Genomic DNA, 15,177 nt, shown 5'->3' with positions numbered 1-15,177 from the left:
ACTGCGTCGGTCTCGTCGAACCACAACTCGATGTACGACCGCCGCGTTTACGCGGTCATTTCCCGGTCGAGGGGATGTTCCGCGGCGTGGCGATGGTCTGTTCCCGCGGCGTCCCGCGGCGCCCTGCCGTACGTGAAATCCCCAGGAGTTCCGTCTATGTCCACCTCGTCTAAGGGCATTGTGGGGAAGGTCTGCGCCTTTGGAATCCTGCCGGCCCTGGTTCTGGGCTGGGGAGTCGCCCTCGCCGAAGGCCCCGCGCCTTCGGCAGACACCGCGTCCTACGCTACCGTCGCCGAGACGCTGATGAAGGAGGATGCCGCGGCCCCGCAAGGGGTCCCTGCCCTCCCCGATGAGCCCGTCCTGTCCGAGGTGCCGGAGGCACCGCTGGATATCGCCGCACTGAAAGCGGAGCACGCCGGTGGGCCGGGCCTCCACAGTGTCATTGTTACTACCGGCGTCTCGCAAAAACCCGGCCGGACGGATCGACCCGATCTTGCCGCCTTCGCCGCCCGACAAGGCGGCATCCTCAAGTACAGCTACGATGCAGCGCTTCCCGGGGTCTACAACCTGCGAGGACTCACTGACGCCGCCGTCGAAGAGCTCCGCAAGACGCCCGGCGTCGTCTCCGTCGAGGAAGACCAGTACTATCCCGACCTCCTGCGCCTCCACAAGAGCACGCCGCTCATTCGCGGCCTGCAAAGTCAGATCACCGGCGCCGGGCTCTCCGCCAACGGCAGCGGCATCCGCGTCTGCGTCGTCGACACCGGCATCGACTCCGATCACCTGATGTACAGCTCGCGCATCGACACCGCCGCCGGACGCGACTTCTACAACGACGACAACAACCCCGAAGATGACAACGGCCACGGCTCCCACGTCTCCGGCATCGCCGTCGGTGGGACCGGGCTCAGCGTCGACTTCGGCTGCGTCGGACCGCAACCGTTCCAGGGCGTCGCTCCCGCGGCCACCCTCATCGGCATCAAGGTGCTCAACAGCTCCGGCGGCGGATTCGACAGCGACATCATCGCCGGCATCAACTACGGTGCCGACCAGACCGCCAACGGCGGCCGCTGCGACGTCATGAACATGAGCATCGGCATCGGCCAATACTCAGGACCCTGCACGCACAGTTGGGCCGTCGCGGCCAACAACGCCGTCGCCAACGGCGTCGTTGTCGTCGCGGCATCAGGAAACGAAAACTACGCCAACGCTCTGTCTTCGCCCGCTTGCGGCGTGAATGTTATCGCCGTCGGCGCCACCTACAACGACGACTACCCCAACTGCGAAATCTCCACCTCGACCTTCAGTTGGGGCGTCTGCACGGACATCCGGCCCGTGGAGGACCAGATCGTCTGCTTCAGCAACGAAAGCGACTACCTCGACGTGGCCGCGCCCGGCTCCATCATCTACTCCGCCAGCAACGCCGCCGGCGGCGGATCGATCGTCGGCCAGTCGGGCACGAGCATGGCCAGTCCCCATGTCGCCGGACTCGCCGCCCTGATCCTCGACGCCGACCCGACTCTCACCCCGGCCGAGGTTCGCCAGATCATCCGCGACGGCGCCATCGACAAGGGCACGCCGGGATTCGACCGCGCGTACGGCTACGGCCGCATCGACGTCATCAACTCCCTCAACCTCGTCGGCGGAGTGGGCTGCACCACCAACCCCGAGTGTGACGACGGCCTGTGGTGCAACGGCGCCGAGACCTGCGTCGGCGGAACCTGCCAGTCCGGCACCGCCCCGAACTGCAATGACGGCGTCGCCTGCACGACCGACTCCTGCAACGAGTCCACCGATTCCTGCAACCATGTCCCCAGCAACGCCGCCTGCGACGACGGCCAGTTCTGCAACGGCGCCGAGACCTGCAACGTCACCCTCGGCTGCCAGGCGGGCACCGACCCCTGCGCCGGAGGCCCCTGCGACGAGAATAACAACCTCTGCCAGCAACCGTCCAACGAGCAGCTCTGGGTCGTCTTCACCACAGCCGCAACCGTCCCCGGCCTGGGCACCGTCCAGAACGAGGACATCGTCGCCTATGACGTGGGCGCCGGAACTTGGTCCTGGGTCTTCGACGGCAGCGACGTAGGACTCGGCAGCTTCGCCATCAACGGCATGACCAAGCTCGCCGACGGCAGCCTGCTGCTCACCTTCACGGCCGCCGGCACGGTCGGCGGTGTCGCCATGGATGATTCCGACATCGTGCGCTTCGTGCCGACCTCGCTCGGCGCCACGACCGCCGGCTCGTTCTCCATGTACTTCGACGGCAGTGACGTCGGCCTGACCGTCAACGACGAGGACATCGACGCCATCGGCATCGCGGCGGATGGCCGCCTCTTCATCTCCGTCATCGGCAATTTCTCGGCCAACGGCGCATCGGGCGTCGACGAGGATCTGTTCGTGTTCAATGCCACGAGCTTGGGAAGCAACACGGCCGGAACGTTCGCCCTGTACTTCGACGGCAGCGACGTAGGCCTGTCCAACTCCAGCAGCGAGGACGTTGACGCGGCGGAGCTGACTTCCTCGGGCACGCTGCTTCTCTCGACCGTGGGAAGCTTCTCGGTCACGGGCTTGACCGGAACCGGCCTGGACGTGGTCGAATTCACGCCGAATTCACTCGGCTCGACGACCTCGGGTACCTACAGCCTGTACCTGAGCCTCGCGTCGCTGGGCATCAGCACGTCGGAGAACATCGCCGCGTTGCATTTGGAGGAATAGACCCTCTTAGCAGATCGGAGAACATCGCCGCGTTGCTTGTGGACGAATAAACCCTCACGGAGCCGTAGCGTTCCGCCTCACTTGTACTGCGTTCTCGCGGCCGTTACGGTTGAAAAACTGGAGCCCGGTCGGCGTCATCCGCGTCGGCCGGGTTCTTTTTCTGAAGCGTTCGACAGGTAGGGTGCATCTCGATGTACCAAAGGGATTACCGCGACGGGCACGCCGCATCTTGATCCCCCAAAGATGCCGGTCCGGGTGGCATGGCCAAGCCCGTCCGGCGAAGCCGGAACTGGGCGCCGCCATGCGTTTGCCTCAGGCCGCGCGGAATGCATCTCGATGCGCCAATTGACTGGTTCCAGCCGCCAGCTGATATTCAGGCGAGGAACACACTGAAAGGCTCGTCACATGAAAACGCTTCATCCCTCCTTGAGAATAGCGAGCATCTTATTCTTGGCTTCTACTGCCTTCTCCAGCACCGGTTGTCTCTACGCCACCTATCCCGAAACCGTCGATGCGTCGGACTTCGAAGAGTTCGAATATCGCTTTGAGGGCGATTCCTGCGAAGAAGGAGGCTGCCCGTCCGACTCACAGTGTGCATTCCCTATAGTCTGCAGGGCGACGATTACGCGAGAGCCAACGGGCGATTATTCCCTGCGGCTGACCCTTCTACCAGACGAACAAACTCCGCTCACCGAACTGGCTCCGCGCGTACTGACCGATGAAGACGCTCAGTGGTTTCTGGAGCTTTCTGGTAACCTGCGCATAAACCGGCACCCCCGGCCGTTCTGCACGATTCCATCCCAGATTGGGGTGACCAAGGAGCAGGTCGTACGCTGGGACGAACTTGAATTCGTGTTACTCGATTGCGATCGACCGCGTCTTTCTCACTCGCAGGTGTTTGCGATCACCATCTTCGTGTTCGGGCTTGCCCGCGAACCGGACGCTGAAACGCCGTGAGAGCTTTTCCAAGGACCCGGTCCGAGGCGAGGTGCAAGCGTAGCCTCCCGTGACCTGCCTCTTCCTGTTTTTCTTCTCCCTTCGTGCCTTCGTGCCTCCGTGCCTTCTTCCCTCCTCATTCCCCTCCTTCACGTGTTTCCGCGTCCGGCTTGTGCGGAACCTCCCGCCCCGTTTCCGGCGCTCCCGGCCGCTCCGACCCATGCGCCCTTCCAAATCCCGTGTTCGCCGACGCTTGTCGCGCCGCCGCCTCTTTCCTGCGCATCGCCCGATCGCTGATCCGCCAGCGCACGGCCTCCCGCAGAACGTACTCAATCTGCGCACTGAGACTCCGCAGGTCGTCTTTAGCCCACCGCCCCAACTCCTCGAGGAGGTCCGGCGGCAAGCGAAGTAGAAAGGGCTTCCGTTCGGCCATGACGTGGTCGCTTCCTGCTTGAATAGCGTTGTTTCATTCATTCACCCGGCCCGTCCGGCGGTCCAGACGCTCCGCACATCGCCCGCGGCGATCAGGTGTACAGCGTGCCCGTGTTCACCACGGGGTGGACGGCCTTGTCTCCGCACAGCACCACCAGCAGATTGCTCACCATCGCCGCCCGGCGCTCCGGATCGAGATCGACCGTCTTGTGCTCTTCCAGCTTCTCCAGGGCCATCTCCACCATGCCCACGGCCCCGTCCACGATGCGCTGCCGCGCCGCGATGATCGCCTCCGCCTGCTGCCGCTGGAGCATGGCCCCGGCGATCTCCGGAGCGTACGCCAGGTGGCTGATCCGGGCTTCCTCGACATCGACCCCGGCGCGCGCCACGCGATCCTGCACTTCCTTGTTCAGCGCGGCCGAGATCTCGTCCACGCTCCCGCGCAGCGTCAGCTTTTCGACCTCGTCGAACGTGTCGTAGGGGTAGGCCATCGCCAGGTGCCGAAGGGCCGCCTCGCTCTGGACCTGCACGTAGCCCTGGAAGTCCTCGACATCGAAGACCGCCTTCACCGTGTTCACCACGCGCCAGACCACCACGAGCGAAATCTCGATGGGGTTTCCGCGACTGTCGTTCACCTTCAGCGTCTCGCCCGCGAGGTTGTGCGCGCGAAGCGATATCTTTTTCTTCTCGAAGAAAGGGTTGGCCCAGTGAAACCCGCTCGTCCGCACCGTCCCCTTGTACTTGCCGAACAGGATGAGCACCGCTGAGACGTTCGGCTGCAGCGTGAAAAACCCGAACCACAAAACCAACCACACCAGCGACACCAATCCCCAGGCGACGATCCCCATGATGATCACGGCCGAAATCACGAGGTACCCGACGAACCCAAGCCCGATGCCCGTCGCGAAGAGCGCGAAAAGCATCCCCCAACCGCTCGACGTCGAAGTGTCAAACTCGCGGGTCTCCATCATATCACCAACCTTTCTAAGGGATATATATAATATATCATAATGCTATCATTCTGCAAGCGGTTGACGCGAAATGTCTCATTTTCAAGCGCTTCGCTGGCACAGAAAACCATAAAGTCTTTCAAATAAGATATTTATATACGAGTACCCGGCGCAATTAGGCTATCGCGCGGGCAAGAATGTCGCGTTATCGGAACATGCGAGGATCAGCGCTTGCCGGCGAGCGCGATTTGAACTTTGGCGCGTCTCACAGCCCGCTGCCTTGCCTCGAAAGAGGCGTCGTCGGTGACTTCCAACGCCTTGGCATCGGTCAGTGCCTGCTGCGCGGCCGCGGTATCGATTGCGGATGGTTTGCGGGCTTGTTCGGTGAGCACGGTCAAGCGGTTGTCGAGCATCTGGGCAAAGCCGCTGTCGATGAAGAATTCCTCCCGGCCGGAAGGTGTGTCCACGCGGATCGTGCCAATCCCCAACCGGCAAAGCAGCGGAGCGCGGTGCAGCATGATGCCCAGTTCGCCGTCATGAGCGGTGAACGCCGCGAAGCTGGCCTCGCACTCCAGAACGATCCGTTCCGGAGTGATCACGCTGCAGGAGAATAGCTTGTCCTTGGCCATGACTTCTCTTCGGTCTCGCCGATCATGGTAGAGGGGCGATTTTCCAACTGCAATGGTGAAGGCATGGAAACCGCATGCCCTGCCGTCGCTCCCCCACCGCTAAAGCGGCGGGCCACCCAATCTACTTGTCGCTCCCCCACCGCTGAAGCGGTGGGCCACCCAGTCTACTTGTCGCTCCCCCACCGCTGAAGCGGTGGGCCACCCGGCGGGAGGATGGTCCGCAAGGCGGACCCCAGGCGTCGCTCCCGCCTGCCGTCACTCCTACGATTCCTTGGCCATACGCTCCGCCTTGGCGGCCGCGTCCTCAATGGTGCCCACGTACATAAAGGCCTGCTCGGACAGGTGATCCCACTTGCCGTCGCAGAGCTCCTCGAAGGAGCGAACCGTGTCGTCGCGCGAGGTGTAGACGCCGGGGAAGCCGGTGAACTGCTCAGCGACGAAAAACGGCTGGGAGAGGAAGCGCTCGATCTTTCGGGCCCGGGCGACGAGCAGCTTGTCCTCTTCGCTGAGTTCATCCACACCGAGAATGGCGATGATGTCCTGGAGGTCCTTGTAGCGCTGGAGAATCTGCTGCACGCGGCGGGCGACCAGATAGTGACGCTCGCCGATGTGCTCCGGGGCGATGATGCGGCTGCTGGAGGCGAGCGGATCGACGGCGGGGTAGATGCCCTTTTCCGCGATGCCGCGCTCCAGGTTGACGGTGCTGTCCAGGTGGGTGAAGGCCGTCGCCGGAGCCGGGTCGGTGTAGTCGTCGGCCGGAACGTAAATGGCCTGAATACTGGTTACGGCACCGCGCGAGGTCGAGGTAATGCGCTCCTGCAACTCGCCCATCTCGGTTCCCAGCGTCGGCTGGTACCCGACGGCCGAGGGCATACGACCCAGCAGCGCCGAGACTTCCGAACCCGCCTGCGAGAAGCGGAAGATGTTATCGATGAAGAGCAGCGTGTCCGCACCGGTCTGATCGCGGAAGAACTCGGCCATGGTGAGCGCGGAGAGGGCCACGCGAAGTCGCGCGCCCGGCGGTTCGTTCATCTGGCCGAAGACCATGACGGTCTGGTCGATGACGCTCTTGCCGGTGTCGCCGATCTGGGCTTCCTGCATTTCGAGCCAGAGGTCGTTGCCCTCGCGGGTGCGCTCGCCTACGCCGGCGAAACAGGAATAGCCGCTGTGGAAACGGGCGAGACGGGCGATGAGCTCCTGAATGATGACCGTCTTGCCGACGCCCGCACCGCCGAACAGGCCGGCCTTGCCGCCGCGAACCAGCGGGCAAAGCAGGTCGATGACCTTGATGCCGGTTTCGAAAAGCTCCGTCTTGGAAGACAGGTCCTTCATTTCGGGTGGCTCGTGGTGGATCGGGCGGCGTTCCTTGATATCGACCGGACCGAGTCCGTCGATCGTTTCGCCGACCAGATTGAATACACGGCCCAGCGTCTTTTCACCGACCGGCACGGTAATCGGCTGCCCGGTGTCATGAACCGGCGCCCCGCGCTGTACGCCGTCGGTGGAGCCGAGAGCCACGGCGCGAACGCGTCCGCCGCCGAGGTGCTGCGCGACCTCGCACCAGAGCGTTTCCTTCTCGGTGGCGCCGAGAACCTCGCGGGTCACGTCCAGCTTCAGCGCGTTGTAGATCTTGGGCAGGCCTTCTTCGGCGAACTGCGCATCAAGCGTAGAACCAATTACTTGCGTCACTTTGCCGACGTTGCTGTTACTCATGACTGATTCCAAAACTCATTCACCATTCACCATTCAGAATTCTCACGCCAGGGCGTTCGCTCCGCCGACGATGTCCAGCAGTTCCATCGTGATCGCCGTCTGCCGCGCCCGGTTGTATTGACGCGTGAGGTTGCGGATCATTTCGCCGGCGGCATCGGTCGCGGCCTTCATCGCCACCATGCGGGCAATGTGCTCGCTCACGATGGCCTCATTGAAGCACTGCAGCAGTCGCACGCGGACACTGGCCGGAAGCAATTCGTTGAGCAGCGACTGCGGATCGGGCGAAAATTCGTACTCCACGCGCCGCGTCGGGCCCGCCCCTTCCGCCTGCTCCACGGTTGCCTCGCGACTGAGCGGCAGCAGTTTCACGACCGCCGGACGCTGCGATCCCATCGAATGGAAGCGCATGAAGGACACGTAGGCCGAGGCGATCTCGCCCTTGGCGTAGCGGTCCATCAACTCGTTGGCGATCGGCTCCACCTGGTCGAAGCGCGGAGTCTCGCTCAGTCCCGTGACGCGGCGGGCAATCGGCCGGCGCAGGAAGCGGAAATAGTTGGCCCCTTTCTTACCGACCATGAGCACGTCCGAATGAATGCCCTGCCGATCGGAAGCATCGAGCGCCTCGATGGCGGCCCGGAGCACGCTGCTGTTGTAGCCGCCGCAGAGGCCGCGGTTGCTGGTAATGACCAGCATGGCCGAACGCTTCACATCCGGATGCGTCCGCATGAGCGGATGGTGCAGATCGGTTCCAGCGGACGCGATGTCGGCAATCAATTCGGCGAGCTTCTCCGTGTAGGGACGCGCGGACAGGGCCCGATTCAGCGCCGCCTGGAAGCGCGCCGTGGCAATGAGCTGCATCGTCCGCGTGATCTTGCGGATGTTGCGCACGGATTTGCGTCTCTTCACCAGTAGGCGCCGATTGGCCATGGATCGCCTCGAACAATGCGGCTAGCGCGCCGCCACCGCCGGTCCCTTCGACTCTTCCAACTCGCGCTTGAAAATTGCCTTGTATTCGCCGATCACCTTCGAAATGCGCTCGGTGAGCTCATCGGAGAGCGCCCCTGTGCGATCGAGCTCGTCGATGATCTCGGGGAACTCATCGCGGAACCGCTTCAGCAGTCCCCTCTCAAACGCCAGCACCCGAATCACCGGCAAATCATCCAGGAATCCGCGCGTTCCGGCGAAGATGCTGAGGATCTGCTCGTTTACGCTGTACGGTTCGAACTGCGGCTGCTTGAGCAACTCGACCATGCGCTGACCGCGGTCGAGTTGCCGCTGCGTGGCGGCGTCAAGCTCCGTACCCAGTTGGGCAAATGCCTCCAGCTCGCGGTAGGCCGCGAGGTCCAGTCGGAGCGAGCCGGCAACCTTCTTCATGGCCTTGCGCTGGGCGTTACCGCCGACGCGCGAAACGCTGATGCCCACGTTGACGGCCGGCCGCACGCCCGCGAAGAACAGGTCCGGCTCCAGGTAGATCTGCCCGTCGGTAATCGAGATCACGTTCGTGGGGATGTACGCCGAGACCTCGCCCTCCAGCGTTTCGATGATGGGCAGCGCCGTCATCGAACCGCCGCTGTCGGGGAACTGGTGCACGCGGTACTTGTCCTTGTCGGGGAGCGACGCCAGCCACGCCTCGGCCTTGTGCTTACCATGTGGACGGTGATACGTACCGTCGGGATCGTCGGGGCGGTGCTCCTTCTGCGCGTTGAGCCCCTGCGGATGGACCTTGCACAACTTGCGGTCCCGGGTGTCCTTGGGCGTATCCTTCGGGACCACGCCGTACTCATCACGCAGCTTGACCGCGCGCTCCAGCAGACGCGAGTGCAGATAGAACACGTCGCCGGGGTAGGCCTCTCGGCCCGGCGGGCGACGCAGGAGAAGCGAGAGCTGCCGATAGGCCTGGGCCTGCTTGCTCAAATCGTCGTACACGCACAACGTGGCCTTGCCGTGCTCGTACATGAAGTACTCGGCCATGGCCGCGCCGGCATACGGCGCGATGTACTGGAGCGGCGCGGGGTCGGACGACGAAGCGGAGACGATAATCGTGTAGTCCATCGCCCCCGTCTCGCGCAGCTTCTCGGCCACGCCGACGACGTTGGACTCTTTCAGTCCGATGGCCACGTAGATGCAGACGACACCCTGGCCTTTTTGATTGATGATCGTGTCGATGGCGATGGCCGTCTTGCCGGTTTTGCGGTCGCCGATGATGAGCTCGCGCTGCCCGCGGCCGATGGGGATCATGCTGTCGATGGCCTTGATGCCGGTCTGCAACGGCTCGTTGACCGGTTGGCGAAGGGCGATGCCCGGCGCCTTGAATTCCAGCGGCCGGCGGGCGGGAGTTTCGATCACGCCCTTGCCGTCCAGCGGGCGCCCGAGCGGGTCGACCACGCGGCCGATCATCTCGTTGCCGACGGGAACGCTGAGCAGTTGCCCAGTACGGCGGACCTCGTCGCCTTCCTTGATGCCCAGGTAATCGCCCAGGATGACGACGCCGACGGAGTTCTCTTCCAGGTTGAACACCTGCCCGAACTGGCCGTTCTGGAACTCCACCTGCTCGAGGGCCATGGCATTGCTCAGGCCGTAGACGCGGGCGATGCCGTCGCCGACTTCGAGCACGGTGCCGACCTCGGCCACGTCTACATCGCCGCGGTATTGCTCGATTTCCTCGCGGATAACCGATGCGATCTCGTCAACTTTGAGTTTCATGTCTGTCGAACCCGGGAAACCAGTTTACCTGTTAACAGCGATGCCCTTTTCGCCGGCAGCGGCGGTTGCCGCTACGTCGGCATATCCGCGACATACGCGCGGCTGCGATGGATCTCTTCCGACGCGCGCTCCAGCAAGTCCGCCTTGGCCGCCTTGAGACGCGAGGACACCGTCGCATCGAACTTGTCATCGCCGATGCGGATGGACACCCCGCCGAGCAACGACGGATCGACCTCCTCGAACAGCTCCGGCTTCTTGCCGGAGAACTTGGCCGCGAGGTCGCGAACCTGATCGCGCAGCGCGGCGGAAAGCGGCACGGCCGTTCGCACGTGCACATCGACCTCGCCGCGCAACTCCTCGTGGGCCAGGCGGTAAGCCTCCACGATGGCGCGAATGAGCTCCAGCCGCCCCTTGCGGTTGATGATCTGGAGCGCGTCGGTCAGCATGTCGCTGGCGCGGCCGCGAAACGCCTTGTCGATCGCCTTACGGCGCGTTTCCGCGTCGACGTGCGGGCTTGTCATAACCCGCGCCCACTGGGGATGCTGATTGAGGAGCTTGACCAGATCGAGCAACTCCTCGAGCAGCGCGTCCGCCTGGCCTTTCGACTCCGCCAGCGAAAGCATGGCCTGGGCGTAGACCTGCGCCAGACCCATTTCCTTGTCACTGATGGTTGCCATGTTTGAAGCCGGCGTCTCCGCTAGCCCATTCGAAACCGCGCTTTCCCGCGCGTCGCGGGTCAGTTGCGCTTCATCGTATCCGACAATTCGCGAATCGAATCCGCGATCAGGCGCTCATGCTCCTTGGGGTCGAGTTCCTTGCGGATAATCCGTGAGGCGAGCTCCGTGGCAAGCTTGCCGCTCAGTTCGTAGAGCTCCTTGACGGCCGACTCCGTGGCGATGCTGATTTCGCGTCGCGCGCGGGTAACGATGGCCTCCGCCTCCTTGCGGGCGTTCTCTTCGATCTGGCGCTTGACGACCTCGGCGTCGCGCCGGCCTTCGTCGACGATGCCGGATGCCTCGGCGCGAGCGGCGTCGAGCTTCTCGGCGTACTCCTTGAGTCGTGCCTCGGCTTCCTGGCGATCTTTTTTGGCCTGCTGGAGCGATTGGAGAATGAACTCCTCCCGCTTGCGCAGTCCGCCGAGAATCGCCGGCCAGACGAAGCGCCCGAGCACGAACACGACCAGCCCGAAGATGAGCAGCGTCCAGATGGCGTTGCCCAGGTCGCCGGCGAAGAGGTTTCCCTGGCCCTCGCCTTCCGCGGCGACGGCCCGCGACGCGAGAGCGTGCATGCTCAGGAACAGGGCGGCCACCGGCCGCGCGATGTCGCACATTCGAATCGTACGCACGTATCCTCTCCCGATCGGGTACGAAGGCGCACGGCGCCCCGGCGCATTCCGACCGCTGATCAACCCGCAGGCGAACCTAGAACACGACCGCCAGCAGTCCGACGACCACCGCGAACAGCGTGGCGCCTTCGATCATGGCCGCGGTGATAAGCATGCCGGTGCTGATCTGCCCGGCGACTTCCGGCTGACGGGCCATGGACTCGACGGCGCTGCCGCCGATCCGGCCGATGCCCGCGGCTCCGCCCATGACCACCAAGCCCGCGCCGATCGCACCGCCGAGACGGCCGGCGCCCTGCGTATCCAGGAACGTGCCGTGGGCCTTGGGCGCCGCCGCGCCGGGCTCATCGGCCGCGCGAGCCGTCGAAACATCGGCGAACAGGAGCACGAGCCCGCCCACGATCATCCACAACGCCAACTTCGCGAATCCACGATTCATAGTTCTCACAGCCCTCTTGCCATTGCCCGCCTACGGGGATCACGGGCGGTCTCTTCGCCATCGCAGTCACGCCTCACGGCCCGGACGCCCCGCAGCTTCCCGGGCATGGCGAAGTGATGTATGTCGACTGTCAGTCAGTCACTTTCGCTTCGATCGTCGAATGCCCTTCCGGCACGCCTTCGTGATGCCCGTCGCCATGGAAGACGACCGACATTCCGATGAACACGGCCGTTAGAAACGTAAAGATGAACGCCTGGAGAAACGCAACGAAAATCTCCAGGAAGTAGATCGCCACGCTGCCGAGAACCGCCGGCACCGCCACCGCCGCGCCGACGCCCGCGCCGGCCGTGCTGCCGGCCATCAGAATCAGGCCCACCAGGACTGCCAACAGCATGTGACCCGCGATCATGTTGGCGAAGAGTCGCACGGCCAGGGCGAAAATCTTGGCGAGCAGGCCGATAATTTCCACCGGAATCAGGATCGGCGCCAGCCAGATCGGACCCGGGCAGAAGTGGGCGATGTAGTGCATGCCCCCAATCCGAAGCCCGTTCACGATCATCATGAGCATGGTCAGAACGGCCATCGTCGCCGTGACGAAGATATTTCCCGTGGCCGTTCCGCCGATGTGGGTGCCGAAAAGCGCGCTGACCGGGTGAATGGGGAGCAGCCCCAGCAGATTCATCGTCAGGACGAAGAAGAACGCACTCCAGATGTAGTTGATGAAACGGTCCGTATGCTCATGAAGCACCGGCTGGGCGACGTTCTTGCGGAGGTAATCGCAGATGACTTCCAGGAAGTTGGCAAACCCGGTCGGCACGAGCCGCCCGATCTCGTCGCTGCCGCGTCGCTTGCGCGCCAGGGAGGGAAGGAAGAGCACGAGCAGCAGGCCCGCGATGATCATCATCACGATCTGGTCGCTGAGGAACGTGATCTTGCCCTCCGGCGTCAGCAGCCAGCCGAGGAATCCCAGCGAGGACTTCAGATCCAAATCCCCCTGGCGCAGCGGATGTTGCACCACGTGCGAAAGCGGATTCAGCGAGGCCAGCACCGGTACGTAGAAGCTCATGAGGGTTCCGAACGTTGCGCTCCCAGCCGCCGAACGGCGAACGCCGTCTCCACCGGGAGCAGTGCGCAGTAACTGATCGCCAACCAGATCAACAGAACACGCGGGTCAAAGTGGCCGGAAAGACCCGCAGCCAACCCGCCAGCAATCACCAAGCCCAATCGAAGGGCCATGGGCACCACCGTCGCCGTCAGGCGATCCGCAGGCCGAAGCTCGGCGGTACCACTGCCTTCGATGATGACGAGCATCGCCATCATTCCGGCCAGTCCCGCCAGAAGGCTGATGCCGCAGCCGACGAGCATCGCCGAAACCGCGTCCGATCCGCCCAATCGCATCGTGGGAAGAACGCCGGCGCCAATCAGCAGCAACGAAACCGCCACAAGCAGGATCGCGTAACGAGCCAGCGCCTTCCAGGAACGCATATGCTCAGGTCCCGTCGCCATTCTCCCGCTGCCGCCTGCGCTCATCCTCCGCCGATTTCGCCGCCTGGAGCGACTCACGGAGGAAGTTGTAGCCACCGCCCACGATTCCGAGCGCCGCGCCGACCACCACGCCCCACGGACCGCTCTTGTACGAGCGGTCGATCCAGAGTCCCAGGAGCGTGAAACCCACGACCGCCGCCGCGAACTCGAAGCCTATTCCCGACCAGCGAACCCAGGAAGACCGATCTGCCCGACGCTTGGTCATGCGGGCCACCGAATCGCGCCGCACGAATCCGGTCGGACCGCCGCGGCTGCAATCTTCTTGTCGCTAACATCCGGCGACCGGCATCCGACCCATCCGCTCCGTCCACGCCCCGTCAAAGGGGGCAGCATACTAGCAACCTGCTCGCTTCGCTTCAAGCACATTTTAGTGCCTTTGCAACATGACATGCCGGCGGCATTCAGCTTCCCGTTTCGCCTGCCGCAACCGCCCCGATTGACGTCGAGAGCCTCTATCACTAGGTTGTATCGTGGGGAGGAATTGCGATCGCCGTACAGGCGCGGGATTACCCTCGCCTTCGCAGCGGGCCTCAATCCTGAATCGACCTTTTGTTGGCACGCATCTGCGTGTTCCGACCGCCGGAGATCGCCTCGTAAGCACGTCCAGCCGGCCATCGTATGATTCCTCATCTTGCCATCCTTGGAGCGACCGGAGCCGTCGGGCTGGAAGCCTGCACGATTCTCGACCAGCGCACCCTGGCATTCGATCGCTTGACCCTGTTGGGGTCCGCGAGAAGCGCGGGACAACGGGTCCAGGTTCGCGGCCGCGCTTACGAGGTTCGTGAAGTCGATGACGCCGCCTTCGCCGACGTTACCCACGCCATCTTCAGCGCCGGGGCCGAACGCAGCCGCCGATACGCCCCTCCCGCGGTTTCTGCCGGGGCGGTGGTGGTGGACAACTCCTCGGCCTTCCGAATGGCCCCGGAAGTCCCCCTCGTCATCCCCGAAATCAACGCCCACGAAGCCGCCCGCCACCAGGGCATCATCGCCAACCCCAACTGCTCGACGATCATCATGAACGTGGTCGTCTGGCCGCTGCACCGCGCGAATCCCGTGAGGCGCATCGTGGTGAGCACCTACCAGTCGGCCAGCGGCGCGGGCGGCGCCGCCATGGAGGAGCTTCGCACGCAGTCGGGCGAGGTTCTCGCCGGACGCCCCGCCGCCCCCAGGGTTTTCCCGCACCCCATCGCCTTCAACCTCTTCTCGCACAACACGGCCATCGACGCCGACGGCTACAACGTCGAGGAGCGGAAGATGATTGAGGAGACGCGGAAGATCTTCGCCGCGCCCGATCTTCCCATTACGGCAACGTGCATCCGTGTGCCGGTGTTCCGCGCTCACAGCGAATCCGTAAACCTCGCCTTTGAACGACCGATCCATCCCGACGAAGTGCGTGAGATTCTCGCCGCCGCTCCGGGTGTGCGTGTCGTGGATGATCGCCAGGCGAACCGCTTCCCCATGCCCGTCGAGGCATCCGGCAAGGATGACGTGCTCGTCGGACGCATCCGCGCCGACCTAAGCCAGCCCGACGGCCGGGGGATCGAGTTGTTCATCAGCGGGGATCAGCTTCGCAAAGGGGCGGCGCTGAATGCCGTGCAGATTCTGGAAGCGTTGACAACAGCAGGGTAGATCCGCACCGACCGATGCAAGTATCCTCACGCGCCCTTGCATTGGAGAGGAGCCCTCGCTCCTGCGTACTCCGTTTGCCCAATCCATCGGCGCGGCGGTACCTTCCCTATCGTGACATCGAATCCGTCCAAACCGCCCGATCTC

15 protein-coding genes are annotated in these 15,177 nt (G+C 63.8%); 3 read left to right on the top strand and 12 right to left on the bottom strand.

Annotated elements, in window-relative coordinates:
* The first annotated feature begins 156 nt into the window (after positions 1–156).
* Positions 157–2,715 (top strand): S8 family serine peptidase, encoded by a 2,559-nt coding sequence (locus J5J06_08045; protein ID MCO6437024.1) that lies wholly within the window; start codon positions 157–159, stop codon positions 2,713–2,715.
* Positions 2,716–3,165: 450 nt separating this feature from the next.
* Positions 3,166–3,672: a hypothetical protein gene (locus J5J06_08040; GenBank protein MCO6437023.1), complete on the top strand. Its 507-nt coding sequence runs from the start codon at positions 3,166–3,168 to the stop codon at positions 3,670–3,672.
* 115 nt (positions 3,673–3,787) lie between these two features.
* Here the strand turns inward: J5J06_08040 and J5J06_08035 are convergent, their stop codons facing one another.
* The 12 genes from J5J06_08035 to J5J06_07980 all read right to left on the bottom strand — a co-directional run bounded on the left by J5J06_08035 (position 3,788) and on the right by J5J06_07980 (position 13,609).
* The gene (locus tag J5J06_08035; GenBank protein ID MCO6437022.1) at positions 3,788–4,084 is read right to left on the bottom strand and encodes a hypothetical protein; all 297 of its coding nucleotides are present in this window, start codon (positions 4,082–4,084) and stop codon (positions 3,788–3,790) included.
* A gap of 91 nt (positions 4,085–4,175) precedes the next feature.
* Positions 4,176–5,051 (bottom strand): SPFH domain-containing protein, encoded by an 876-nt coding sequence (locus tag J5J06_08030; GenBank protein MCO6437021.1) that lies wholly within the window; start codon positions 5,049–5,051, stop codon positions 4,176–4,178.
* 206 nt (positions 5,052–5,257) lie between these two features.
* Positions 5,258–5,662 (bottom strand): ATP synthase F1 subunit epsilon, encoded by a 405-nt coding sequence (atpC, locus tag J5J06_08025; GenBank protein MCO6437020.1) that lies wholly within the window; start codon positions 5,660–5,662, stop codon positions 5,258–5,260.
* 261 nt (positions 5,663–5,923) lie between these two features.
* Positions 5,924–7,375 carry a F0F1 ATP synthase subunit beta gene (gene atpD, locus J5J06_08020; protein ID MCO6437019.1) on the bottom strand — a complete coding sequence of 484 codons (1,452 nt, stop codon included), beginning with the start codon at positions 7,373–7,375 and terminating at the stop codon, positions 5,924–5,926.
* A gap of 42 nt (positions 7,376–7,417) precedes the next feature.
* Positions 7,418–8,302 (bottom strand): ATP synthase F1 subunit gamma, encoded by an 885-nt coding sequence (gene atpG / locus J5J06_08015; protein ID MCO6437018.1) that lies wholly within the window; start codon positions 8,300–8,302, stop codon positions 7,418–7,420.
* A 21-nt stretch (positions 8,303–8,323) separates the two neighbouring features.
* Complete coding sequence (locus tag J5J06_08010) at positions 8,324–10,078, bottom strand: F0F1 ATP synthase subunit alpha (protein MCO6437017.1); 1,755 nt, start codon at positions 10,076–10,078, stop codon at positions 8,324–8,326.
* A gap of 71 nt (positions 10,079–10,149) precedes the next feature.
* On the bottom strand, positions 10,150–10,755 hold the full coding sequence (atpH, locus tag J5J06_08005; protein MCO6437016.1) for an ATP synthase F1 subunit delta: 606 nt from the start codon (positions 10,753–10,755) through the stop codon (positions 10,150–10,152).
* Positions 10,756–10,814: 59 nt separating this feature from the next.
* The gene (gene atpF / locus J5J06_08000) at positions 10,815–11,423 is read right to left on the bottom strand and encodes a F0F1 ATP synthase subunit B (GenBank protein MCO6437015.1); all 609 of its coding nucleotides are present in this window, start codon (positions 11,421–11,423) and stop codon (positions 10,815–10,817) included.
* Between the two features lie 76 nt (positions 11,424–11,499).
* Complete coding sequence (gene atpE / locus J5J06_07995; protein ID MCO6437014.1) at positions 11,500–11,826, bottom strand: ATP synthase F0 subunit C; 327 nt, start codon at positions 11,824–11,826, stop codon at positions 11,500–11,502.
* Between the two features lie 163 nt (positions 11,827–11,989).
* Positions 11,990–12,925 (bottom strand): F0F1 ATP synthase subunit A, encoded by a 936-nt coding sequence (gene atpB, locus J5J06_07990; protein MCO6437013.1) that lies wholly within the window; start codon positions 12,923–12,925, stop codon positions 11,990–11,992.
* Positions 12,922–13,344 carry a hypothetical protein gene (locus J5J06_07985; GenBank protein ID MCO6437012.1) on the bottom strand — a complete coding sequence of 141 codons (423 nt, stop codon included), beginning with the start codon at positions 13,342–13,344 and terminating at the stop codon, positions 12,922–12,924. The genes atpB and J5J06_07985 overlap by 4 nt, the downstream gene beginning before the upstream one ends.
* A 4-nt stretch (positions 13,345–13,348) precedes the next feature.
* Entirely contained in the window at positions 13,349–13,609 is a 261-nt protein-coding gene (locus J5J06_07980; GenBank protein ID MCO6437011.1) for an AtpZ/AtpI family protein, read from the bottom strand.
* Between the two features lie 413 nt (positions 13,610–14,022).
* Between J5J06_07980 and J5J06_07975 the strand changes: the two genes are divergently transcribed.
* Positions 14,023–15,033: an aspartate-semialdehyde dehydrogenase gene (locus J5J06_07975; protein MCO6437010.1), complete on the top strand. Its 1,011-nt coding sequence runs from the start codon at positions 14,023–14,025 to the stop codon at positions 15,031–15,033.
* Positions 15,034–15,177 lie beyond the last annotated feature (144 nt).

It is taken from the genome of Phycisphaerae bacterium, from assembly GCA_024102815.1.
Lineage (GTDB): Bacteria > Planctomycetota > Phycisphaerae > UBA1845 > UBA1845 > JAGFJJ01.
This window is presented reverse-complemented; position numbering and strand designations above follow the sequence as displayed.